Annotated in this window: 25 protein-coding genes, 1 tRNA gene and 1 pseudogene; 5 read left to right on the top strand and 22 right to left on the bottom strand. The window is 67.4% G+C overall.

Translation table 11 applies throughout. The features are described 5' to 3' along the window. Positions 1-5: 5 nt before the first annotated feature. The 3 genes from ACV7NQ_RS16535 to ACV7NQ_RS16525 are packed head-to-tail and all read right to left on the bottom strand — an operon-like array spanning position 6 to position 1,805. The gene (locus ACV7NQ_RS16535; RefSeq protein ID WP_463360483.1) at positions 6-464 is read right to left on the bottom strand and encodes a deaminase; all 459 of its coding nucleotides are present in this window, start codon (positions 462-464) and stop codon (positions 6-8) included. Then, the gene (locus tag ACV7NQ_RS16530; protein WP_463360482.1) at positions 454-1,164 is read right to left on the bottom strand and encodes a RibD family protein; all 711 of its coding nucleotides are present in this window, start codon (positions 1,162-1,164) and stop codon (positions 454-456) included. The genes ACV7NQ_RS16535 and ACV7NQ_RS16530 overlap by 11 nt, the downstream gene beginning before the upstream one ends. After that, a complete protein-coding gene (locus ACV7NQ_RS16525) occupies positions 1,161-1,805 on the bottom strand; it encodes an aminodeoxychorismate/anthranilate synthase component II (protein ID WP_463365698.1) in 645 nt (214 codons plus the stop codon). Before ACV7NQ_RS16525 ends, ACV7NQ_RS16530 begins: the two co-directional genes overlap by 4 nt. Positions 1,806-2,009: 204 nt before the next feature. Here ACV7NQ_RS16525 and crgA point away from each other — a divergent pair, with 204 nt between their 5' ends. Continuing rightward, on the top strand, positions 2,010-2,273 hold the full coding sequence (gene crgA, locus ACV7NQ_RS16520; protein ID WP_463360481.1) for a cell division protein CrgA: 264 nt from the start codon (positions 2,010-2,012) through the stop codon (positions 2,271-2,273). A gap of 63 nt (positions 2,274-2,336) precedes the next feature. After that, a complete protein-coding gene (locus ACV7NQ_RS16515; RefSeq protein WP_463360480.1) occupies positions 2,337-2,846 on the top strand; it encodes a PH domain-containing protein in 510 nt (169 codons plus the stop codon). Positions 2,847-2,908: 62 nt separating this feature from the next. On the opposite strand, the gene ACV7NQ_RS16510 is transcribed toward ACV7NQ_RS16515, so the two are convergent. Together ACV7NQ_RS16510 and ACV7NQ_RS16505 are read right to left on the bottom strand one after the other, a co-directional pair. After that, positions 2,909-3,781 carry a rhomboid family intramembrane serine protease gene (locus ACV7NQ_RS16510; RefSeq protein WP_463360479.1) on the bottom strand — a complete coding sequence of 291 codons (873 nt, stop codon included), beginning with the start codon at positions 3,779-3,781 and terminating at the stop codon, positions 2,909-2,911. Between the two features lie 4 nt (positions 3,782-3,785). Then, complete coding sequence (locus ACV7NQ_RS16505; RefSeq protein WP_463360478.1) at positions 3,786-4,313, bottom strand: peptidylprolyl isomerase; 528 nt, start codon at positions 4,311-4,313, stop codon at positions 3,786-3,788. 96 nt (positions 4,314-4,409) lie between these two features. Here ACV7NQ_RS16505 and ACV7NQ_RS16500 point away from each other — a divergent pair, with 96 nt between their 5' ends. Next, positions 4,410-4,622: a hypothetical protein gene (locus tag ACV7NQ_RS16500; RefSeq protein WP_463360477.1), complete on the top strand. Its 213-nt coding sequence runs from the start codon at positions 4,410-4,412 to the stop codon at positions 4,620-4,622. Positions 4,623-4,648: 26 nt separating this feature from the next. Here ACV7NQ_RS16500 and ACV7NQ_RS16495 read toward each other — a convergent pair whose 3' ends face one another. The 3 genes from ACV7NQ_RS16495 to ACV7NQ_RS16485 form a co-directional block, all read right to left on the bottom strand. Further along, the gene (locus ACV7NQ_RS16495; RefSeq protein WP_463360476.1) at positions 4,649-5,503 is read right to left on the bottom strand and encodes an ABC transporter permease; all 855 of its coding nucleotides are present in this window, start codon (positions 5,501-5,503) and stop codon (positions 4,649-4,651) included. After that, a complete protein-coding gene (locus ACV7NQ_RS16490) occupies positions 5,500-6,498 on the bottom strand; it encodes an ATP-binding cassette domain-containing protein (protein ID WP_463360475.1) in 999 nt (332 codons plus the stop codon). Before ACV7NQ_RS16490 ends, ACV7NQ_RS16495 begins: the two co-directional genes overlap by 4 nt. Positions 6,499-7,281: 783 nt before the next feature. Then, positions 7,282-8,061 carry an acyl-CoA dehydrogenase middle domain-containing protein gene (locus tag ACV7NQ_RS16485; RefSeq protein ID WP_463360474.1) on the bottom strand — a complete coding sequence of 260 codons (780 nt, stop codon included), beginning with the start codon at positions 8,059-8,061 and terminating at the stop codon, positions 7,282-7,284. A gap of 323 nt (positions 8,062-8,384) precedes the next feature. Between ACV7NQ_RS16485 and ACV7NQ_RS16480 the strand changes: the two genes are divergently transcribed. Further along, a complete protein-coding gene (locus tag ACV7NQ_RS16480) occupies positions 8,385-9,083 on the top strand; it encodes a YoaK family protein (RefSeq protein ID WP_463360473.1) in 699 nt (232 codons plus the stop codon). A 307-nt stretch (positions 9,084-9,390) separates the two neighbouring features. On the opposite strand, the gene ACV7NQ_RS16475 is transcribed toward ACV7NQ_RS16480, so the two are convergent. Beyond that, positions 9,391-9,463, bottom strand: a tRNA-Ala gene (locus ACV7NQ_RS16475). A 22-nt stretch (positions 9,464-9,485) separates the two neighbouring features. Continuing rightward, a complete protein-coding gene (locus ACV7NQ_RS16470) occupies positions 9,486-9,593 on the bottom strand; it encodes a DLW-39 family protein (protein ID WP_463360472.1) in 108 nt (35 codons plus the stop codon). Positions 9,594-9,856: 263 nt separating this feature from the next. Between ACV7NQ_RS16470 and ACV7NQ_RS16465 the strand changes: the two are divergent. Beyond that, positions 9,857-10,096, top strand: a pseudogene (locus ACV7NQ_RS16465) (TetR/AcrR family transcriptional regulator); the annotation flags it as partial. A 462-nt stretch (positions 10,097-10,558) separates the two neighbouring features. On the opposite strand, the gene ACV7NQ_RS16460 reads toward ACV7NQ_RS16465, so the two are convergent. From ACV7NQ_RS16460 to ACV7NQ_RS16405, 12 genes are all read right to left on the bottom strand, one after another. Then, entirely contained in the window at positions 10,559-11,779 is a 1,221-nt protein-coding gene (locus ACV7NQ_RS16460) for an acyl-CoA dehydrogenase family protein (RefSeq protein WP_463360471.1), read from the bottom strand. A gap of 1 nt (position 11,780) precedes the next feature. Next, entirely contained in the window at positions 11,781-12,842 is a 1,062-nt protein-coding gene (locus tag ACV7NQ_RS16455) for a phosphotransferase family protein (protein WP_463360470.1), read from the bottom strand. Next, entirely contained in the window at positions 12,839-13,297 is a 459-nt protein-coding gene (locus tag ACV7NQ_RS16450) for a MaoC family dehydratase (protein WP_463360469.1), read from the bottom strand. Before ACV7NQ_RS16450 ends, ACV7NQ_RS16455 begins: the two co-directional genes overlap by 4 nt. A 22-nt stretch (positions 13,298-13,319) precedes the next feature. Next, positions 13,320-14,105, bottom strand: a complete 786-nt coding sequence (locus tag ACV7NQ_RS16445; protein ID WP_463360468.1) for an SDR family oxidoreductase — start codon at positions 14,103-14,105, stop codon at positions 13,320-13,322. Continuing rightward, the gene (locus ACV7NQ_RS16440; protein ID WP_463360467.1) at positions 14,089-15,234 is read right to left on the bottom strand and encodes an acyl-CoA dehydrogenase family protein; all 1,146 of its coding nucleotides are present in this window, start codon (positions 15,232-15,234) and stop codon (positions 14,089-14,091) included. The genes ACV7NQ_RS16445 and ACV7NQ_RS16440 overlap by 17 nt, the downstream gene beginning before the upstream one ends. A gap of 40 nt (positions 15,235-15,274) precedes the next feature. Continuing rightward, entirely contained in the window at positions 15,275-16,072 is a 798-nt protein-coding gene (locus ACV7NQ_RS16435; RefSeq protein ID WP_463360466.1) for an SDR family NAD(P)-dependent oxidoreductase, read from the bottom strand. After that, positions 16,069-16,803 (bottom strand): SDR family NAD(P)-dependent oxidoreductase, encoded by a 735-nt coding sequence (locus tag ACV7NQ_RS16430; RefSeq protein ID WP_463360465.1) that lies wholly within the window; start codon positions 16,801-16,803, stop codon positions 16,069-16,071. Before ACV7NQ_RS16430 ends, ACV7NQ_RS16435 begins: the two co-directional genes overlap by 4 nt. Beyond that, positions 16,790-18,250 (bottom strand): enoyl-CoA hydratase-related protein, encoded by a 1,461-nt coding sequence (locus ACV7NQ_RS16425; protein ID WP_463360464.1) that lies wholly within the window; start codon positions 18,248-18,250, stop codon positions 16,790-16,792. The genes ACV7NQ_RS16430 and ACV7NQ_RS16425 overlap by 14 nt, the downstream gene beginning before the upstream one ends. After that, on the bottom strand, positions 18,247-19,881 hold the full coding sequence (locus ACV7NQ_RS16420; protein WP_463360463.1) for an AMP-binding protein: 1,635 nt from the start codon (positions 19,879-19,881) through the stop codon (positions 18,247-18,249). The genes ACV7NQ_RS16425 and ACV7NQ_RS16420 overlap by 4 nt, the downstream gene beginning before the upstream one ends. Continuing rightward, positions 19,878-20,300 carry a Zn-ribbon domain-containing OB-fold protein gene (locus ACV7NQ_RS16415; protein WP_463360462.1) on the bottom strand — a complete coding sequence of 141 codons (423 nt, stop codon included), beginning with the start codon at positions 20,298-20,300 and terminating at the stop codon, positions 19,878-19,880. Before ACV7NQ_RS16415 ends, ACV7NQ_RS16420 begins: the two co-directional genes overlap by 4 nt. Beyond that, positions 20,297-21,487, bottom strand: a complete 1,191-nt coding sequence (locus ACV7NQ_RS16410) for a thiolase C-terminal domain-containing protein (RefSeq protein WP_463360461.1) — start codon at positions 21,485-21,487, stop codon at positions 20,297-20,299. The genes ACV7NQ_RS16415 and ACV7NQ_RS16410 overlap by 4 nt, the downstream gene beginning before the upstream one ends. A 72-nt stretch (positions 21,488-21,559) precedes the next feature. Then, the gene (locus ACV7NQ_RS16405; protein ID WP_463360460.1) at positions 21,560-22,729 is read right to left on the bottom strand and encodes an ABC transporter substrate-binding protein; all 1,170 of its coding nucleotides are present in this window, start codon (positions 22,727-22,729) and stop codon (positions 21,560-21,562) included. Position 22,730: the final 1 nt, after the last annotated feature.

Below are 22,730 nucleotides of genomic sequence, written 5' to 3'. Positions count from 1 at the left end.
GCCGGTTAAGACAGATCCAGATGCCGATTCGTCGACATGGCCGCCTCGGCCAGGTCGGACAGCTCGACCACCTCGACGCCGTGCTGCCGTAGCTTTTCCACACCGACGCAGTTGCTAACGAAGGTCGTGGGTTCCCGCCACGCGACGACGACGCGCGGAATCCCCGCTGCCAGGATCCGGTCGGTGCACGGCGGCCGCGTCGGGGTGGCGCGCTGCGAACAGGGCTCGAGGGTGCTGTAGATCGTCGCCCGCACCAGGCGGGGATCCTCCGCATCGAGCTTGTTCAGCGCGGACTCCTCGGCATGGACCTTCTCATCGGTCTCCCTGGAGTAGCCGCACGAAATCTCAACGCCGTCGACCGCGATGACAGCACCGACGGAGAAGGCGGTCGCGCTTGTCGGACACATCAGCGCCAGTTCTATTGCCCTACGCATGAATTCGCGGTCGGTGTCCTTACCGGCCATCAGCGCCGTCCTGTGCCGTATCGGTGGTTGCTTTCGGCAGGTAGATGAGCAGGGCGATATCGCCGATTCGAATGAGATCGGCCAGATGCATCCGACGCTGCGTACCGCCGGGATAGCTGGCCGGGTTGAGGAACCGCGGGGCCGCGGCGTCGCCGACCAGGATCGGGGCGACGGCCACGTGCACTTCGTCTGCCAGGTCCGCCGCCATGAAGGCAGTGTGCATGTGGGTACCGCCCTCCACCATCAGGCGGGCGATGCCGCGGCGGCCGAGGTCGTCGAGCACTGCGACGAGGTCGACCTCGCTGCCGAGGCTGACCACCTCGGCCAGTCCGGCCAAGCGGGCACCGAGGTGCGCGGCGCCGCTGTCGGTGGTGTAGACGAGCTTATCGCCGCCATGGTGCCAGAACTTCAGGTCGGGGTCCAGCTCACCGCTCGCGGTGACAGTGACCTTCAGCGGATATTCCGGTTTACCCGCCCCGGCGACCCTTTCGGCCCGCCGGTCGGGACTGTCGACCAAAAGGCGTGGATTGTCGCGGCGCAGCGTTTCGGCGCCGATCAGGATCGCATCGGATTCCGCGCGCACCTGGTCCACCCGGTCGAAGTCCGCCGCATCAGACAGCATCAAGCGTTCTGGTCCCGTGGCGTCGATATATCCGTCGAGGCTCACCGCTACCGAAAGCAGGACATACGGACGCGTCACTGTGTCACCAGTGCCACGACCTCCGCCTCGAGCATCTCCACCAATCCCTCGGCCGGACGCTTGCCGCAGACCTCGAGCCAGTTCGCCAGCATCCGATGCCCGCCCTGGGTCAGCACCGATTCGGGATGGAACTGCACGCCGTGGATCGGCAGCGTCCGGTGCCGCACGGCCATCACGATCCCGCTCTCGGTGCGGCCGATCACCTCGATCTCGTCGGGAAGGGTGTCCTCGAGCACTGTGAGTGAGTGGTACCGCGTCGCGGTGAAGGGGTTGGGCAATCCGGCAAGCACGCCCGCGCCGATGTGGAACACCGAGCTGGTCTTGCCGTGCAACAACTCCGGCGCCCTGGTGACGGTGGCGCCGAACGCCTCACCGATCGCCTGATGGCCAAGGCATACGCCGAGCAACGGGGTGCGCTGGCGGGCGCAGGCTTTCACCAGGTCGATGCTGGCACCCGCACGATCCGGGGAGCCAGGCCCCGGACTGATCAGGATGCCGTCGAATTCGGCGGCCACGGCGTCCACATCGGCCAGTTGTGGGTCATCGTTGCGCCAGACCACGGCCTCGGGGCCAAGCTGGCCGAGGTACTGCACCAGGTTGAACACGAAGCTGTCGTAATTGTCGACGACGAGTACACGCATGAGGTCGAGATTACGTGGCTGCATGGCAGCGCGTCGCATCCATTACCAGTTGAGATAGCCTAGAGGCACACCGGAGGGGACTCGAGCCTCGCCCGGACCGGTCTCGGCTGATCCCGGATCGGACACCGCGGCGAGTGGCGTTCGGCACAACTCAACCGACGCTGTCCCGCCGGTCCCGACCTGCACGCCGAACACGAGGACGTCATGCCCAAGTCGAAGGTCCGTAAGAAGACCGACTATACGATCAATCCCGCCAGCCGGACGCCGGTGAAGGTGAAGGCCGGGCCGTCGCCGGTCTGGTATGTAGTCATCATGCTCGGCTTCATGCTCGCCGGGCTGGTGTGGCTGCTCGTCTACTACCTGGCAAACGACAAGATCGGCTGGATGGCCAACCTCGGTGCCTGGAACTTCCTGATCGGCTTCGGCCTCATGGTCGTCGGCCTGATCATGACCATGCGGTGGCGCTGAGCTTTCGTACTGCCAAACCCCGGACTACAGACGTGTCATTCATTCACACCTGTGGATGACCCTGTGGACAACTCGAGCAACGATTGGGGCGAGTGGCACGTGAATCCCGAGAATCCCCAGTCCCGGATTCCCGATCCCCGCATTGCCTGGACCACGCCGACCCCAGCACTCATCGCGGTCACCGGCGGCGGGCTGATCTTGGCGTGCGCCGCGATCCTCGCCAATGATGCCGCGAGCCGCCTGCTAATCGGCGTGGCGGCCGCCGGTCTGCTGTTCCTCGCGGTGCTCGGCTTCCGACAGCGACCGCGGCTGTCGATCACCTCCGACCCGGAACCACGCCTCGTGGTGCGCAGTCTGGTCGGCCCGACGGAGTATCGCCGCGACCAGATACTGCGCGCCCGGGTGCTCGGCTATCGCCGCCTCGGACGCAAGACGCCCATGCTGGAAATCGACGTCCGGCACAACGGTGACGAACGCCTGTTGATCTTCGGCCGTTGGGACCTCGGCGCCAACCCGCACGATGTCTTCGAGGCGCTGGTAGCACACGGGCTGGCCGAGCTCCCGGCCGACTGACGGCACCGATCGGGGCGAGCTACGTTTCACGTGAAGCAAGCCGACTTCGATGCCTGTGCCGGTCAGGCCCCGAGAGATACCGCTGCGGCGCCGGTCACCGAGACCGCGGCGATGGCGAGCACGGCGAGGGCCACCCAGCCGATGATGCCCGCGGTTTCTCGGGTTTTCGCGCGCAGCCAGGCCGGGAGGAACAGGATGCCGAGAGTGGCCAGCGTGCCCGCGGTCAGACCGCCAAGATGCCCCCACAGAGAGATGCCGGGCAGCGAGAAGCTGATGAAGATGTTGATGCCGATCAGGATCAACATCTGATTGGGGTTCTGCCGCAACCGAATCAAGATCACCGTGATCGCACCGAATAGGCCATACACCGCCGCGGACGCGCCCGCGGTAGCACTGTTCTGGGCAAAGACCATCACCGCGGCGGAACCAGCGAGTAGCGAGACCAGATAGACCGCAAGATAGCGCAGCCGTCCGAGCACCAGTTCGGCATCACGGCCGACCACATACAGCGCGAACATATTGAGCAGCAAATGAATCGGGCCGTAGTGCAGGAACCCGGAGCCGATCACCCGCACCCAGTCGCCATTGGCGACGAAATGCGGAACCAGCACCCAGCGCCGGAACAGCACCGAGCCGTTGTAGTTGTCCACCAGGCTGCGCGACTGGGCTGCGGTGATCGCGAAGACGAGCACGTTCACCGCGATCAGCGCGTAGGTGACATACGGCATCGGCGTTTTGGCTGATTGCGCACCAGCGACGGTGCGCACCGGCGGCACCTCACGCTGCTCCTGGCGCAGACAGTCGACACAATGCTGGCCGACGGCGGCGGGCCGCAGGCACTCGGGGCACGCAGGCCGCCCGCAACGCGTGCAGGCCAGGCCCGTCGGACGTGCGGGGTGGCGGACGCACGTGGGTGCGGGCGGCTTGGCATTCATCGCACTACTCGATGCTGATCGTGGAGATGACGACCGCTTCCTTCGGGCGGTCGTTGCGATCGGCCGCCGCGGTCGCGATGGAATCGACGACCTTGCGCGAATCCGGATCGACGACCTCGCCGAAGATCGTGTGTTTGCGGTTGAGATGCGGCTGCGGGCCGACGGTGATGAAGAACTGCGAGCCGTTGGTGCCCGGTCCCGCGTTGGCCATCGCCAACAGGTAGCCGCGGTCGAAGCGCAGCTCCGGGTGGAACTCGTCGCCGAATTCGTAACCGGGGCCACCCCGCCCGGTGCCGGTCGGGTCACCACCCTGGATCATGAACCCGTCGATCACCCGGTGGAAGACCGCGCCGTCGTAGAACGGTCCCGAGGTCCCGCCGCTCGCGTTCGCGGTCGTGTACTCGGCAGTGCCGTCGGCCAGGCCGACGAAGTTCCGCACCGTCTTCGGGGCGTGGTTACCGAAGAGCGAGATCCTGATGTCACCGTGGTTGGTGTGCAGCGTCGCCACGGCGGTCTGATTCGGTGTGGTCACGTCGCCCATCGTGCCACGCCCGACCGGGAACCGGGCCGAGCGGGACCCTGAACTGCACCTACTGCGCGACGCGCTGGTATGTGCCAGAGTGGTCGAATGACCTTGGGGCGCCTTCACGTATCCGCACCTACTCGTAACCGGCTCATTGCCGCGATCTTCGTCGCGCTGGCGGGTGGCGTGGCCTGGGTGGTACGCAGCAAGCGGCCGCAGGCCCCGGAGCCGGCTGCGGCCCCGCCGCGAATCGGTTACTCCCGCAATGGTTCCGCGCCGACCCCGTTGGCGGAGGCCGGCGCGGAAAACGGTCACTGACCGACAATTCGGATCAACGGCCCAGCTCAGCGGCTCACGGTCCGCTTGTACTGACGCAGCGCCAGCGGAATGAACACCAGCAGGATGATCGCCACCCAGCCAAGCGTCGTCACCACTGGATGCTGCATCGACCAGGCATCCGATTTCGGCGCCATCGAGCTGGTGTTGCCGAACAACTCGCGGGTCGCCTGAGTCACCGCGGACACCGGATTCCATTCGGCGAACACGCGCAGCACCATGGGCAGGTTCTCCAGCGGCACAAAGGTGTTGGCAAGGAAGGTCAGCGGGAAGATCACCATGAAGCTGGCGTTGTTGAACACCTCCGGCGCCCGCACGAGCAGGCCGACGACGGCCATGATCCACGACACCGCGTAGGCGAACAGCAGCAACAACACATAGGCGAGCACCGCGTCGAGGAACGATCCACGGATCCGCCATCCCACGAGCAGACCGGTCAGCGACATCACCACCAGGCTGACCACGTTGATCACCACATCGCTGAGCGTCCGACCGACCAGCACGGCCGAGGGTGCCATCGGCAGCGAGCGGAATCGGTCGATGATGCCCTTCTGCATGTCCTCGGCCAGGCCGAGGCCGGTGAAGGTCGCTCCGAACACCACGCTCTGCGCGAAGATGCCCGCGATCAGGAACTCTCGATAGCCACCCGACATGCCGGGTACCTCGATCGCCGATCCGAAGATGTAGGCGAACAGCAGTACGAACATGATCGGCGAGAGCGTCGAGAAGATCAGCACGTCGGGGACGCGCTTGATCTTGATGACGTTGCGCTTGGCGATGGTCACGCTGTCGCTGAACACGATCGACAGTCGTTCGCCCAACGGCATCGTCGTTCGGTTGTCGAATGTCGTGGCCGCGGTCATCGGACCTGTCCTTCCGTTGTTTCGAGCCGGTCGCCGCTCTTACCGTTGCTGAGCTCCTCGGCTTCGTGCCCGGTCAGGGTGAGGAAGACATCGTCGAGCGAGGGCCGACGCAGACCGACATCGTGGATCTGCACATTGTGCTTGGCCAGCTCACCGATCGCGTCGACGAGCGCCTGCGAACCGTTGCTGACCGGAACGATGATCCGCCGCAGCCCGGGCTCCAGATGGATCTCCCCGTCGGCCAGGCCCTTCAGCGCCTGCTGCGCGATCCCGAGGTTGTCGGCGTGGTCGACGGTGAGTTCGATGCGGTCGCCGCCGACCAGTGTCTTGAGTTCGTCCGCGGTGCCGCGGGCGATGACCTTGCCGTGATCGATCACGGCGATGGCATCGGCAAGCCGGTCGGCCTCCTCCATGTACTGCGTGGTGAGCAGCAAGGTGGTTCCGCCCGCGACCAATTCCTCGATGACATCCCAGAGGTCCAGGCGGGCACGCGGATCCAGGCCGGTGGTCGGCTCGTCGAGGAACAGCACCGGCGGATTGGCCACCAGCGCACCGGCTAGGTCGAGCCTGCGGCGCATACCGCCCGAATAACCCTTGACGGGCCGATCGGCGGCGTCGCTCAGCCGGAACCGATCGAGCAATTCGCGGGCGCGCTCCTTACTGCGCTGTACACCCATGTGGTACAGCCGTCCCACCATCTCGAGATTTTCGAAACCGGTGAGATATTCGTCGACGGCGGCATATTGACCCGACGTTCCGATATGCGAGCGCAGCGCCTGCGGATTGCGCAGCACGTCTATTCCGGCGACGGTCGCGCGCCCCTCATCCGGTATCAGCAAGGTGGTCAGCACCCGTACCGTGGTGGTCTTACCTGCGCCGTTGGGTCCGAGCAGCGCGGTGACGGTGCCCTCGGGCACCCTTAGGTCGAGTCCATCGAGGGCGATCAGCCGGCCGTATCGTTTGACCAGACCCTCGGCGACTATTGCGTCGGGCATGATTCTCCTGACGTTCGTAATTCTCGATGTCGGATTTACTACGACGGCGGCCTACGGTGCCGATTTCGCGGGACCGGTGACTGACCGATGCTCGAGTCAGTATTGCCGTGCACAGCGACATTTTCATCCGATTTGTCAGGGCCGCTGCCGCACCCGCGCAGGCCGGACGAAAGAAAACGGCCGCATCCCGGCCCAGGCGGTGCTCAGGGGTGCCGGATCGGGATGCGACCGGCTCACTAGTCCCGCCGATCCACCTCCGCGATCGCGCGTAGCCGACTACCCGCTTCGGCCGCACCCGGCACTCAGGTCGGCACGCAGCCGACGACTCGACGGTTCCGCGCTGTCGGCAGGTCCCGATATTCACGAACACATGTTCGCATCGGGGTACGACAGATTTCGCTGCGCGACGCCAGGCTCCCGACATGCCGGGCGCCCATTCGACACGCGGCAAAACCGGCGAAATCCAAACGAAGACGACGCGCGATCCGCGCCACACAGCGACCGGTCGGCATGTTTTTCACTCTGGTTACAGCACCAGATCCGGACCGGTAGTCGTCGCGTATTTATCTGTACTACAACGTTTTTGGCTAACAACAAGCGATCATGTACAAAGCGCCTTCGCACCCCGTAGAACAGACTCGGCCGCCGGCCCTTCTGCGGGAAGTAAGTCGACCCCGAAAATCTTCGAAAGTGGCGATCCCCACGCTCACACAATCGCCGATCATCGCGTAGGATCTTTCACGTCGGCCCCTCCCCCCCGGGCCGACCTTACGCGGGCCTCGGCTAACTCCCCCCCTTCGCCGAGGCCCGCTCCCCATTTCTGGACCAGGGTCGAACACGCTCAGCCGCGGTGCTCCGCGCCGGTTCGCGCCAAGCCGCTGTCAATCGCAGGGCGCGCACCCGTCGGGCAGTCGCCAGCAACCGGCGATCACGCTCCCAACGTTCCCGCGTAATCCGATCGGCGCGCTCCCACAGCGGATCCAACTCCGCCAACAACTGCTCGAGCAATTCGAAGGCGCCACCGAGCGCGATATGGACACCCGGCGAGCTCGGCCGATCGATATCGAGGCCACGCACGGTGGCCACCGCCGCCAGCAGTCGCTGCAGTACCGCCTGCGGCCACCCTGACTCACGGCCAACCCGCACTAGCCAGCCGAGCGCCGCCGCGAGCACATGCATGTCCTCGATCGTGCGGAACGGTTTGAGGTAGTCGGTATAGCCGTCCCCCGGCAGCACTCGCGCCGCGGCATCCTCGAATGTCACTGTGGCGTGCGGAATTTCGGGGGCAAAAGGGACCGTAGGCAGATTCGTCACGTGCAAGCCCGGTTGCCAGGTATCGACAAGCGCCGCGCGCAGCAGGTTGCGGCCGCCCGCGCTGGCGATCACCACCAGCCTCTGCGCCATGATCCCCAGCGTCGTAAAGGACTTGGCGCCATGCACCGTCGCGCTACCGCCGGTCTCGGACAGCGCCGTCCGGATCGCGGACGGATGCGCACCGCCCGCCTCGCTCGCCGACATCGCAACTAGTTCGTCGGTCGGCAGATCGGGCAGCAACGCCCGCAACGCCTCCTGATAACCCGACAGGAACGCGAACCCAGTCGGTCCGCACCGAATCCGCCTGCGATCGAGGCATCGATGGTAGTGGTGAACCGCGCCGCGGCCACCCGATGCCGGGCCCAGGCCGCCGCCATGGTGTCGAGCGGCGCCGGATCGACGGCTTCGGACAGCAGGTAATCGAGCACTGAATCCACGTCTGCACGGTACCCGCGGCCGATGCACTGTCGGCCTGGCCACATACCGGCACACGCTGCGGCGATGCGGACGCCGATTCGCGAGACGAGCGGGTATCACTGTGTGGCATACCCGCTTCGAAAGGAGCCCGACCTGTGCCGAAACCGGACGAAGATCGCAGAAAAGCGCTCTATGACAGCGAAGCCAGGCTGTCGTTGGTGCTCGCCGCACTGGCCGGTCTCATCGGCGCCGCGGCGTTCATGCATACCGCCGGCTACTTCGTCACGTTCATGACAGGCAATACCGAGCGTGCGGTACTGGGGCATTTCCACGACGAGTCCGACACCGCGATCTCCGCGGCCCTACTGCTGGTCTCGTTCCTGTCCGGCGTCGTGGTTGCCTCCTGGTGCCGCAGGCGTTACTGGTCCCGGCACGCGCACGGCCCGACGCTGCTCACCACGGCCAGCCTCGCCGCGGCCTCCATCATCGATCGATCGTTCGACACACCGAACATCGACTTCGTGCCGATCCTGTTCGTAGCCTTTGGCGTCGGGGCGCTCAACACCTCGTTCGTCAAGGACGGCGAGGTGTCGGTCCCGCTGAGTTATGTGACCGGAACGCTCGTCAAAATGGCACAGGGCATCGAACGCCACATCAGCGGCGGCGACTACGCCGACTGGCTCGGCTACTGCCTGCTCTACTCGGCCTTCACCCTCGGCGCGACCCTGGGCGGGCTGCTGAGCCTGCTGGTCGCAGGCTGGGCGATGCTGATCAGCGCCACTGTCGTGTGCCTACTGGTCACCTGCTACACGTACCTGCACCTGGACCGCCACGGCCCACTGTCCACCGACTGACCGCCTCAGAACAAACGTTGCCCCACCAGTCCCGCTGCAGGGCAACGTTTTACGGCTGCTATCGGAACCGCAGCGATCAGGGCAGCGGCTACGCCACCAGCCCCCGAACCGGTCCCGATCAGATTCCCCAAACCAGTGAGCAGATTGGACGACCGGCGCTCCACCCGTCGAGCCACCCGTTCGTCGCGACAGCCTCGACAGACTACGGAGCCTCCGCAGCAGCAAGGACCGAGCCCGCGAGAACGAACCCGGCAGCCGCAACAGCAACACCGAACGGGCGAGCGCTCTCCGCGCACTCGCCTGGTTGTGGAGCCTAGGGGAATCGAACCCCTAACCCCTGCCTTGCAAAGGCAGTGCTCTGCCAATTGAGCTAAGGCCCCTGGTGTATCGGCAACCCGAGATTCAGCGGGTGGTTACCTCGTGCCACAAGTCCGCGTCGTCGCGCTTGCGCAGCTTGGTGATTCCGATGAGAACCGCGACTACGACACCGACCGTGACAAGAATCTTCATGGTTCCCACCCTACTGTGATGTTCGGGAGTGGGCCTAGGAGGACTTGAACCCCAGCCGACCCTCTTACAAAACCCCTGTTCAGCGGCTTACGTCGCAGAGCTCGTCGCACGTCAATAGGCTTTCAGAACACTTCGGTACTTTTCGCGACCGAAACTACCACTATTCTGATGACGCCGTCATCACGCAGGTCAGCGCGGTCATCGATCCGCTGTTGATGACGGCGTCATCACCTCGAACGCCCGTTCGCTGCCACGCCCCATGTGGCCGCATTACGCCGGGTTCTCAGGCCATGACAGCGGCGTTGATCCGGCAGTGGCACGACGACATCGCCGCCGGCATCAGCCACATGCAGGGCGCCGGGAAGATTGCCGCCGGGCTCGATGCCGACAGGGCGGCCCTGCTGGCCGGTACCCAGGGCGGCGTCGGCGTCATGCTCGCTACCGGCGACCTCTCGTATCTGGAGGCGGCGCTCGACTCTGGAGGCGGCGCTCGACGTCGGCATCGAGTCGTTGCGCGTCACCGCTTGACTACGCTGCGCCGAGCGCCTTATGCCGTTTCCGTCTTGCCGAGGGTGCGGCTGGATCCGGTGCACCGCGACCGGCTCTTGCCGTACCTCGGCAACCAAGCGCCGTCAGAAGAGGGGCGGGGCCACGGTGCAGCAGGGACTTACCTACCCGGGAACCCGGTAAACCAGGCCGGCCGTCCAAGGATTGCAAACCTGAGAAGCGCCCCTGCAGGCAGCTGGCCTTCCGCTACCGCAGACAACTCCAGCGGTGGAGTGGTCGCGTTCTCGAGTTTCGCGGCGGCGCCGAGCGGCGCGGATCTCGTCGTCGGCGACCTTGCCGGCAAGCAGGGTGTAGATCTGCGTCCACGGGCGAATCGCGTCCGAAAACGTGGACAACGCCGGATCAGGACAGGTAGCAGCGGTCCATCCTCCGCCAGGCCCATCGAACTCGTGGTGGGCTTACGCGCTGACCCGCTTGCGGAGCTCGTGGCGCGCCAGCGAGTTCTTGTGGGCCTCGTCCGGGCCGTCGGCGAACCGGAGCGACCTGATGTTGGCGTACGACGCCGCCAGCGGGAAGTCCTGCGAGAGCCCTCCCGCACCGTGGACCTGGATCGCCTTGTCGAGGATCCACTCGACGGTGCGCGGCGTCGCGATCTTGATCGCCTGGATCTCGGTGTGGGCGCCCTTGTTGCCGACCGTGTCCATCAACCAGGCGGTCTTGAGCACAAGCAGCCGGAGCTGTTCGATGCGCACCCGTGACTCCGCGATCCAGTCGCGGATCACGCCCTGCTGGGCCAGGGGCTTGCCGAAGGCGACGCGCTGGTTGGCCCGGTCGCACATCAGCTCCACCGCCCGCTCGGCCAAGCCGATCGAGCGCATGCAGTGGTGGATGCGGCCGGGACCGAGTCGAGCCTGTGCGATGGCGAACCCTTCACCCTCCCCGCCGATGAGGTTCTCGACGGGGACGCGTACGTCGTGGAACTCGATCTCGGCGTGGCCACCGTGCTCACGGTCCTCGTAGCCGAACACCTGCATGCCGCGCCTGAACTCGACACCGGGCGTGTCCCGCGGGACCACGATCTGGCTCTGTTGGCGGTGACGGTCCGCCTCCGGGTCGGTCTTGCCCATCACGATCAGGATCTGCGCGTCGGGGTTCATGGCACCGGTCGTCCACCACTTGCGTCCGTTGATCACGTAGCTGTCGCCGTCGCGCTGGATGCGGGTCGTGATGTTGGTCGCGTCCGAGGAGGCCACGTCGGGCTCGGTCATGGCGAACCCGGACCGGATCTGCCCTGCCAGCAGCGGCTCCAGCCACCGCTCCTTCTGGTCGGGCGTCCCGAACATCTCGAGGACCTCGATGTTGCCGGTGTCGGGCGCTGCGCAGTTCATCGCCGGTGGAGCGAGCTGCAGGCTGCGTCCGCTGATCTCGGCGAGCGGCGCGTACTGGAGGTTGGTGAGACCGGCGCCGGACTTCCCGGGGAGGAAGAGGTTCCAGAGCCCGCGCAAGCGCGCCTCCTCGCGCAGCTGGGCGATCACGGGGGTGCGCGTCCAGGCCCAGCGGTCCTCGAGCTGGTCCATCTCCGCGGCGAAGGTCTCCTCCGCCGGTTGAACCACCTCGTCCATGAACCCGTGCACCCGCGCGATGAGGTCCTTGGTCCTGCGGTCGTATGCGAAATGCATGTCAGTCGTCCTCCCGAAGTGTGCTCAGCCCGGCCTCGAGCAGCGGCTCGATCACCGCGTCGACCTTGTCCACACCCGGACCGGTGACCTGACCGCTGAGGTGGCGCTGGTGGATGCCCGCGATAATGCCCGCCAGCTTGAACGAGGCGAGTCCGAGGTAGAACCCGAACCTGTCGAGGTCGCGTGACGCGGACCGCTGGTAGCGCTCAACGATCTCCTGTTCGGTGAGGAACCCGGGCGCCGACGACGCGGTGGGCACGACGATGCCCTCGGCGATTCTCGCGGTGCGCTGGTAGACGACGAGCAGTGCCAGGTCGGTGATCGTGTCGCCGCAACTGGCCATCTCCCAGTCGATGACTGCGGTGGTGCGGTCGTCCGGCGCCACGAGCACATTGTCGAGGCGGTAGTCGCCGTGCACGATTCCCAGCAGATTGTCCGCAGGCACCCGCTCCTCCAGGCGCTGGTGCAGGGTGCGCGCCAGCGAGATCGCCGGGGTCTCGGACGCCTGGAGCTGCACCCACCAGCGGCGGACCTGCCTGGCGAGGAAGCCCTGGGGCCGCCCGAGGGTGTCGAGCCCGACGGCCCGGGCATCCACCGAGTGCAGGAGGGCGAGGGTGTCCACCAGACCCTCCGAGATCGTGCGGGTGCGGTTGGGGTGCAGCGGTTCCAGGTCGGAGGCGTCGCGGTACGTCGTACCGACCACGTGCTCCATGACGTAGAACGGAGCGCCGAGGACCGCAGGGTCGTCACAGAGCCCGAACACCCGCGGCACCGGCACGTCCGTATCAGCGAGCGCCGCGAGCACTCGGTGCTCCCGGGCGACGTCGTGGGCGGTCGCCAGCACCTCGCCCACCGGTGGCCGGCGTACCACCCAGGAGTCGGTGCCGTCGGTGACCAGGTAGGTGAGGTTCGACCGTCCTCCGGTCAGCGGTCGCGCGGTGAGCTCGCCGGATCGACCAGCGGGCAGGGTCTCGTCGAGCCAGCCGGACAGCCGGCCCAGGTCGAGGCCGGGCAGGTCGGCTGGACCCTCCGTCGGCAGCGACTCCTGACCGATGTCGCTCATCCTTCGTCCCGTGAGTAGCGCACCAGCACCTCGGCCACGCAGGCCGGCCGGTCGCCGTCCTCGATCTCGATTGTCATCGAGATGCGGGCGTGGCGGGCGGACCCCTTCGACTCGACGTCCAGCAGCTCGCCGCGGGCGCGCAGCCTGGCCCCGGAGGGCACCGGGGCGGGGAACCGCACCCGATTGACACCGTAGTTGACCACCTTGGTCGTGCCGTCCACGTGCAGCAACTCCCCGAGGAAGTGCGAGGCGTAGGACAGCGTCAGGTAGCCGTGCGCGATGGTGCGGCCGAAGGGCCCCTCGGCGGCACGGTCGGGGTCGACGTGGATCCACTGCGTGTCACGGGTGGTGCGCGCGAACGAGTCGATGTCGCCCTGGGAGACCTCGATCCAATCCGTGACGCCGAGTGGCACGCCGCTCCGCTCGCCCAGCTCCTCGAAGCTCAGCTGCAGCATGATTCCCTCCTGTGGTCGTTGGTCACATCGACAGCCCGCCGTCGACCGGGACGACGACGCCGGTGATGTAGCCCGCCTCGTCGGAGGCCAGGAACTGCACCGCGGCGCACATCTCGGACGGGTCGGCGAAGCGCCCCATCGGAATACCTGCGGTGAGCTCGGCGCGCTTGGCCTCGGGGATGGAGGCGATCATCCGGGTCTCGGCGTTGGGGGAGATCGCGTTGACGGTGACCCCGAACCGGGCGAGCTCCTTGGCCGCCGTCTTCGTCATGCCGATGATCCCGGCCTTCGCGGTCGCGTAGTTCGCCTGGCCCATGTTGCCGTGCAGGCCGGTGTACGAGGTGACGTTGACGACGCGACCGTGCTGCTGGGCCCGGAAGTGCGGCACCGCCGCCCGGAGGAACCGGTAGGTGCCCCCGACGTGGACGCCGAGGACCTGGTCCCAGTCCGCGTCGGTCAGCTTCCACAGCAAGGCGTCGCGCAGGATGCCTGCGTTGTTGACGACCACGTCGAGACGGCCGGTCTCGGCCACGACCTGCTCGACGGCAGCCTCCACCTGCTCAGTGCTGCTGACGTCCACGGCGAGTCCACGGACCCCGAGGTCGTCGGCGGCTGCTGCCACCTCGCCTGCATCCATGTCGACGAGGTAGACCGTTGCCCCCGAATCCCGGAAGGCGCGGCCGACCTCGAAGCCGATGCCCCGCGCCGCTCCGGTGACGACAACCGTCCGGCCGGTGAAGCCGAAGGTGATGTTGCCCGTCGTACCGCTCTCGCCGCGGACGGCACTACGGTCAGAGGTTGAGGTCACGGCCGATCAGCTCCTTCATGATCTCGTTGGAACCAGCCCAGATCTTGGTGACGCGGGCGTCGCGCCAGGCCCGGGCGACGCGGTACTCGTTCATATACCCGTAGCCGCCATACAGCTGCACGCACGCGTCCAGCACCTCGTTCTGCACCTGGGCCGTCCACCACTTGGCCTTGGCTGCCTCGATGGGCGTCAGGTCCCCGCGCGCGTGCGCCAGAACGCACTGGTGCACGTAGGCCTGGGTCACCTCGACGCGGGTCACCAGGTCGGCGATGAGGAACTTGTTGTGCTGGAGGCTGCCGATCGACTGACCGAACGCGGTGCGCTCGCGCGCATACTGCACGGTCTCGTCGAGGATGTGCGCGGCGTGGGCGAGGTTGGTGATCGCCGACTGCAGCCGCTCCTGCGGCAGGAAGTTCATCATGTGGATGAAGCCGTGGTCCACCTCCCCTACGACGTTCGCGTCGGGTACGCGGACTCCGTCGAAGAACAGCTCAGCCGTGTCGGACTCGTCCTGGCCGACCTTGTCCAGCTTGCGGCCGCGGGAGAAGCCGTCCCGGGTCGCCTCGACGGCGAACAGGGTGATGCCGCGGGCCTTCTTCTCGGGGCTGGTGCGGGCGGCGACCAGCACGAGGTCGGCGGAGTAGCCGTTCGTGATGAAGGTCTTGGCCCCGTTGATCACCCACTCCTTGCCATCGCGCACCGCCGTCGTGCGCAGCGCGGCGAGGTCGGAGCCGCCCGACGGCTCGGTCATGCCCACGGCCGTGAGCAGCTCGCCACTGCACACGCCGGGGAGCCAGCGCTCACGCTGCTCGGGCGTGGTCAGGCCCACGAGGTACGGCGCGACGATGTCGGCGTGGATGCCCAGGCATGAGGGCAGCGCCATGTTGACGCGCGAGAGCTCCTCGAACATCACAGCGTTGTAGCGGTAGTCGCCGGCGTCGGACCCGCCGTAGTCCTCCGGCACCTCGAGCCCCAGCAGCCCCTGCCGGCCCGCCTTCTTCCAGAGCTCGCGCGGAAAGCCCTTCGCGGTGGCGTACTCGTCGAGGTGCGGGACGACCTCGCGGGTGAGGAACTCGCCCACGGTAGCCCGGAATGCCTCGTGGTCGGCGTCGTAGATGGAAGGAAGCACCAATTCTCCTTGTCGAAAGCGTGGGGCGGACGGCCGTCGGTCAGACCGCGGTCCAGCCCCCGTCGACCGGGAGCACGGAGCCAGTCACGTAGCTGCTGGCGTCGCTGGCGAGGTAGAGCAGCGCACCGTCGAGCTCCCCGTCACGTCCACCGCGGCCCATCGGCGTCAGCTTGGCGACCCACGCCTCTCCCTTCGGGTCACCGAAGAGGGCCTCGGTCATCTCCGAGGGGAAGAAACCCGGGGCGATGGCGTTCACCCGTACGCCGCTGCGTGCCCACTGCGCCGCTAGCTCGCGCGTCAGGTTAACCACGCCGGCCTTGCTGGCCGCGTAGCTCGCCTGGGGCATCCGCCCGAGCCCGACCAGCCCGACGACCGAGGCGATGTTGACGATCGACCCCTGGCCACGCTCGGCCATCAGCGTGCCGACGCGCCGGCTCAGCGAGTACGTCGCGACCAGGTTGACCTCGACCACGTGGCGGAAGTCAGCGACGGTCTCGTCCGCGACCCGCGCCGGCTTGCTGACCCCGGCGTTGTTGACGAGTACGTCGATGGCGCCATAGCGCTCCACCGCGAACCTCACGAGCCGGGCGCAGTCGTCCTCCGAGGTGACGTCACACTCGACGGCCAGGGCGTCGGGGAGCTCAGTCGCCAGCGCGTCGATCCGGTCACGGCGGCGCGCTGCGAGGACCACACGCGCGCCCTCCCCGGCCAGCCGGCGTGCGAAGTGCGCACCGAGCCCGCTCGAGGCTCCGGTGACCACGACGACGCGGCCCTCCAGGTCGAAGAGGTTGCCTTCCACGTTGTTGCCTTTCGTTCGATGTCTGCTGGGCTCGGTCACGCGGCGGTCAGTCCGCCGTCGACCGAGAGCACGCAGCCGTTGACGTACGCCGAGTCGGGACCCGCGAGCCAGGTGATGGCCGCGCTGATCTCCTCGACCTGGGCGAACCGCCCCATCGGGTTGGCCCTGGTCATCCGCGCCATCGCGGTCTCAGGGGAGTCGGCGTCGAAGGAGCGCGCGACCGCCTGCATGATCCGGGTGTCGGTCGGGCCCGGGGCCACCGCGTTCACCCGCAGCTGCTTGCGGGCACCTTCGAGGGCCGCCGTCCTGGTCAGGCCGATAACCGCGTGCTTGGCCGCGGCGTACGGGCCGAACCTAGGGATCCCGCGAAGTCCGGCGTTGGAGGCCACGTTGACGACCGCACCTCCTGGCACGGCGTGCCGCAACGCCAGCCGGGTGCCCAGGAACGCGCTCCGGACGTTGACGTCGATGACCCGATCGAACTCCTCGACCTCGGTGTCGGCGATCCGGCCACCCACACCCTGCGCCCCGGCGTTGTTCACAACCACCCGCAACGGACCCAGGTCCTCGGCGAGAGCCAGGGCGCGCTGCCAGGTGTCCTCGCTGGTGACGTCCCCCGCGACCCAGGCCCCGTCGGACTCCCCCGTGTCGAGGTCGACGCCCACGACCGACCACCCTGCTGCCACGAACCGCTCGACCACCGAGGCGCCGATCCCCCGGGCTGCCCCGGAAACGATCGCCACGGGACGCACGTCCTCACTCACCGGCATGCTCCGATCCCTTGGAGCCTCCGCGGAAGATCGCGTCGGCCCACACCATGGAGATCTGCTCGACGACCTCCTCTATGGGAAGGGACGCGTAGCGACCCTCGACGAAGCACGCATAGGCGTACTGCTCGGTCATCCCGCCGAGAAGCATGGCGATGAAGTCGGGGTTCAGCTCCGGACCGGCGATGTCCTTCTCCTGCGACCGCCGGATCATCCGCGCGATGCGCGTGTAGAAGGCGTCGCGCGCGTCCCCCCACATCTGCCGCACCCGGGGGTCGGTCTGCGCGACCTCGATCAGCAGTGCATAGAGGTCGGCGTTGTCCCGGTAGAACTCGAGGTACTTGCGGGTGGTCACACGGACCGACCTTGCCGGGTCGGAGGCGCTCCAGCTGTCGCGCGCGAACTCGACGACGTCGCGCAGGAGGTCTTCGAGCAGCTCGTGCAATACCGCGTCCTTGTCGGTGAAGTAGCGGTAGAAAGTGCCCTGCGAGAGCTTCGCCTGCGCCGTGATGTCAGAGATGCGGGCGTTGCCGTAGCCGCTCCGGCCAAACACCGTGCGTGCCGACGCCTTCATCAGCGCCCGCGTGCGGTTGCCCTTCTGCGTGCGTGGCTGCAGCCCGTTGTCGGACGTCGCCGACCCACTGGCCAAGCCGTCGTAGTTCGGCCGCCGCTTCTCCAGGAAGGCCAGGAGACCCTCGGTGGCGTCACGGGAGGTGGTGGCGTACTCGTGCACCAGCTCGACCTCGCGGGTGAGCCCGTCGTCGAGGTGGGCCTGGCGGCCGACGTCGATCAGCTGCTTGAGCGTGTGATAGGCCAGCGGGCTGTGCTGCCCCGCCGCCGCCACCATCGCCAGCGACATGGACTCCAAGTTCTCGCTCTCGGTGACGAGGGAGACCAGCCCGACGCGCTCGGCCTCACGCGCCGAGTAGAGGCGTCCGGAGAGCATCCACTCCTTGGCCTTCTGCCAGCCGATCGCCCGGCCGAGGCGTTGGCTACCACCAGCTCCGGGCAGCTGTCCGGAGCCGAGGTGCCCGTCGCCGATCCGCGCCTCTTCCGAGATCGTGATGAAGTCACAGGCCAGCGCCAGCTCGAGGCCGCCGGCCACGCAGGCGCCGTTGACCATGGCGCACGTGACGAGGGGGCCACGCTCCAGCCGCTCGCACAGCTGCTTGAAGTCTGCGAGGAAGGCGCTGAACTGCGCGGGACGGGCGTAGAGGTCGACGTACTTGCGCAGGTCGCCGCCCGCGGAGAAGGCGGGGCCCGCGCCGGTCACGACGAAGCCCCGGACGGTCGGGTCCTGCTCAGCCTCGTCGAGGTGGCGCAGCAGGGCGCGCACGGTGTCGTGGTCGAGCGGGTTGCGCAAGTCGGCCCTGTTGAGCCGGATCAGGACGCCCTTGGTGCCATCGAGCTCCCACTCCTCGCGGACGGTGACCGGTGTCGATGCGTTCATGCGGACTGGCTCCGTTCGGTGTTGATGGATGAGGCCAGCTCCGTCTTGCGGATCTTGCCGGTGGGAGTGCGTGGCAGCTCCGAGAGCACGTGGATGTACTGCGGGAGTTTGTACTTCGCGAGTTCCTTGGCTGCCAGGTAGTCCACGACATCTGCGAGAGTCGGCGACTCCCCTGGCTCGGGTACGACACAGACGCCGACGATCTCCCCGAGACGGGTGTCCAGCACCCCGATCACGGCTACGTCGCGCACACCCGGCATCCCGGCGAGGAGGTCCTCGATCTCCCGAGGGGCGATGTTGAGGCCGCCGCGAATGATCGTCTCCTTCTTGCGTCCCGACACCGTCACGTAGCCGTCGTCGTCGACGAAGCCCAGGTCGCCCGAACGGAGCCAGCCGTCCGGCGTGAAGGTCGCGGCGGTGCGCTCGGGGTCGTCGAAGAAGCCGACGCAGACGTTCGGCCCGCGGACCATCAGCTCGCCGACCTCGCCCGCCGGGAGTTCATGGCCCTCATCGTCCCAGGCGGCGACCTCCGTGTGCTGCGGTGGGAGACCATCGGTCTCCTCGCGCTTGTCCTGCGGCGCATCCGCCTGGTTCCACGAGATGATGAGGCCCTCGGTCGAGCCGTAGATGCGCAGCACGTGGATGCCCTGTGCGGCCGCCTCGCGGACCAACTCGGCCGCAACCGGTCCCCCGCCGCACCCGAACGTGCGCATAGAACTCACGTTACGACCGTCCTCGCGCGCCGCACGCAGCAGGTCGGCGAGGAACGTCGAGGCGGCCAGCGTGTAGGTGCACCTGTTCTCCTCGATCAGCCGTGCTGCCTCGGCCGGCTGCCAGACATCCTGGAGGACGACGGTCACGCCGGCGACGAGCGCCAGCCGGACGCCGAAGTTGAAACCCGTCGAGTGCCCCACCGGCGAAGGCATCCACACGACGTCGTCGACACCGAGGCCCAGGTGCGCGATAGTGGCCTCGACGGAGTGGTTGACCGTCTCCTCGGTGTGCATCACGGCCTTGGGCAGCGACTCGGTCCCTGAGGTAAAGATCAGCTCACTGACCCGGTCCGGTTCCGACGGAGGAAAGCTGGTCAGCGGCTCGTGGACCAGCGCGTCGGTGAACGGGATGCCGCCGAACTCGTGGCCATCGTGGTCGACGACGAGGTGGAAGATCGTGCCGCCGAGCTCGGCGCACAGCTGCTCGGCGAGGGCCGCGTGGTCGAACCGCCGGTAGGTCGACGGAGTGACGAACACCCGGGCCTCGGACACGCGCAGGAAGTGCTCGAGCTCGTTGCGGCGGTAGTTCGGCAGCAGCGGGTTCAGGCAGGCGCCCACCGACAGCGCGGCGACGTCCATGACCACGGTCTCGTAGCGGTTGGGCAGCTGCACCGAAATCCCGTCACCCGGCTGGACACCGCGGTCGACGAGCCACGCGGCGACGCGGGCACTGTCCTCGGCGAGCTGCCGGTAGGTCACCCGGCGGCTGTCGGCCCCGTCCACGACGGCGATCGCGTCGGGTCGTTCCGCGGCCCAGTGCCGCACCCGCTCGCCGAGCGTGTACTGGGGCCAGTGGCCCTGGTCCCGGTAGCTGCGCCTTGCCTCGTCGCTATGGACGCCGACGGTCTTGGTGGTCACGAGACCCCACTCTCCTCCGGAACGAAGACGATGGGTGGCCGGCCCGGATCCGAGGGGTACGTTGCCCGCAGCCGCACATCGGCCTCGAGCGCTGAGAGGTCGATCCCCTCGACCCGCGCGAAGATGCGGGCGCCCTCGTCGAGTTCGACCGCGCCGACGACGTACGGCACCTGTCGCGCGAGATCCTCGTCGAAGGCGTGGTGCACCACCACCCAGGTATAGAGAGAACCGCGCCCCTCGGAGCGGACCAGCTCGGGTTCACCGGCGCACTCCGGGCACGACGGCAGCGGCAGCACGAAGCAGGTGCCGCAGCGCGTGCAGCGGCGCAGCTGCAGCCCGCCGTCGACGACGGCCGCCCAGAAGCCGTCCGCGTCCGGGTCGCTCCCCGTGAGCAGTGCCTGGGCTGGTGAGATGCTCATGCCGCCTCCCTGCGCTGACGGGCGAGGACCAGGGCGGAACCGTCGGTGAGGGCGCCCGAGGTGACCACGCAGGTCTCAGCCCCCTCCACGGTGCGTACGCTGGCCCGGCCCTGCATCTGGTAGACCGCCTCGGCGACGGTGTTCATGCCGTGGAGATAGCCCTCGGCGAGCAGGCCGCCGTTGGTGTTGACCGGGAGCCGCCCACCCGGCTGGGTGTGGCCGGCCCGGATCATGTCAGCCGCCTCGCCACGACCGGCGAGCCCGAGCCCCTCCATGGCGAGCAGCACACTGCTGGAGAAGCAGTCGTAGAGCTGGGCCATATCGACGTCGCCCGCCTTCATGCCCGCGCTGTTCCACAGCTCCTCGGCGATGATGCTCGTGTAGTTGCGGGTGAGGTCGGGCCACAGCATCGCGTCACCGGCGTCCAGGCCGGACCGCTTTCCCGTCCCGTACGCCGCACCCTCGATCACGACCGGGTCGTGGCGCAGGTCCAGGGCCTGCGAGCGCGATGTGACCAGGACAGCGCAGGCGCCGTCGGCCTCGGTGGTGCAGTCGACCGCGCGGAACGGGTCGGCCACCATCGGCGACTCGAGGTACTTCTCGATGCTCAGCGGCGTACGCCGCAGCGCCCGATCGTTGTCGACCGCCCAGGCACGCTGGGCCACCGCGACGGCACCGAGGTCGAGCTCCGACCCGCCGGTCTCGATCAGGAAGCGCCGCGCCCACATAGCGATGAACTGAGGGTACGCCGTGAGGCCGTAGGGGTAGCGGAACGCAGGCGCGAGGCCGGGAGCACGGGTGCTCCCCACGCGCTGGCCGCTACGACCGTTGAGCGCGCGGTAGACCAGCACGTTCCGGGCCATGCCCGACTCGATCGCCGCGGCCGCCTGCATGATCAAGAAGGCCGGTGCCTGTCCCCCGAGGCTCACGTCGACCAGGTAGCGCGGCGCCGGCAGCCCAAGGGAGGTGGCAACAGCCTGCGACGAGACGGAGTCGTTGTTGAAGCTGAAGCTCATCACACCGTCGATGTCGGCGAGGCCGAGGCCCGCGTCGTCCGCGGCGCCCCGGCAGGCCTCGACCGCGAGCGAGAGGACCGAGCGTCCGGACGCCTTCGTCAACGCGGTCATCCCCACGCCGGCAAGGGCCGTGCGCCCGAGAAAACTGAGGCGCCGTCTGGGGTCGGACAAGGGTTCTCCTCTCAATGGATGGGTGTTGGTGTTCCGGGTGCTCCACGCTGATGCGGGAGCACCCGGTCCACATCAGTGGGTGAGGTCGACCTGCTCGGCCTTCGCGCCGTTCATCTTGTAGGTGACGAGGTAGTCACCTTTGAACCCGTCGTGCCGGTCCTTGGTGAACTGGATCTTCGCGCCCTCCTTGCCGGAGGCCCCCTCGTACGGCTCGATGGAGTTGAGGGCGTCGGCCAGCGACTGGCCGCCCTTGCCCTTCGTCTTCTCGAGGGCGGCGGCGAGGATCATCAGCGCGTCGTAGGTCTGCGCCGGCTGCTCGGTGAGATCCTCCGCGCCGTACTTCGCCTCGTATGCCGCGATGAACGCCTTCGTGGAGGCCTTGTTCTGGTCGAGGTTCTGCAGGGAGTAGACACCGGGCAGGTCGCTGTAGGCCTTGCCCGCGATCTTGATGGCGTCGCTGACCAGAATCGGGCTGAAGCCCACCAGCGGCACGTTGAGTCCCTGCTCGAGCATGGTCTTGGCCACCAGTCCGTGGTCGCTACCGGCCGAGCCACCGATGAGCACACCGTCCGGCTTGAGCCCGGCGGCATTGGACACCTGCGCCGACACGTCGGTGCCGTTGATCGGGAACTCGATGGGGGCGCCGGCGAAGGAGAGTCCGACATCCTTGGCGTGGGCCTCGAACAGGTTCTTGAGCAGCAGGCCCGCAGCGCCCGAGTCGTTGAGCACCGCAGGCTTGGTGAGCTTCAGCGCCTTGGCCGTGTCGACGACCCCGTTGGCGTAGTCGGTCAGCAACGGCGCGATGCGGTAGGTGAACGTCGCGTCCTTGGTCACGGACTCGGCAGTGGCGGACGACGTGATGAACGGGATCTTGGAGCGCTCCGCGACCTCGCGGATCGCGAGCGCCTCGCCACTGCTCTGGGCACCGACCACGGCGACGGCACCGTCACGGGTGATGGCTCGCTGCGACTCCTTGGTGGAGTCCTCGGGGGTCAGCTTGTCGTCGTACACCTGGAGCGAGATGTTCTTGCCGTTGACACCGCCGCCCTTGTTGATCTTCTCGACGGCCAGGTTGGCAGCGTTCTCCATCTGCTTCGCTGTCTTGGCCGAGGCTCCGGTCAGGGGGATGATCAACGCCACCTTCAGGGTGTCACCGCCACCACCGCCCGAGCCGGAGGAACCACAGGCCGACAGGGCGACCATGGATGCAGCTGCCAGGGCAGCCACCAGCTTCTTGTTCATT

It is taken from the genome of Nocardia sp. Tas62D01, assembly GCF_055232035.1.
The sequence above is the reverse complement of the archived record's forward strand: the minus strand, read 5'-3'. Positions and strand labels throughout refer to the sequence as shown.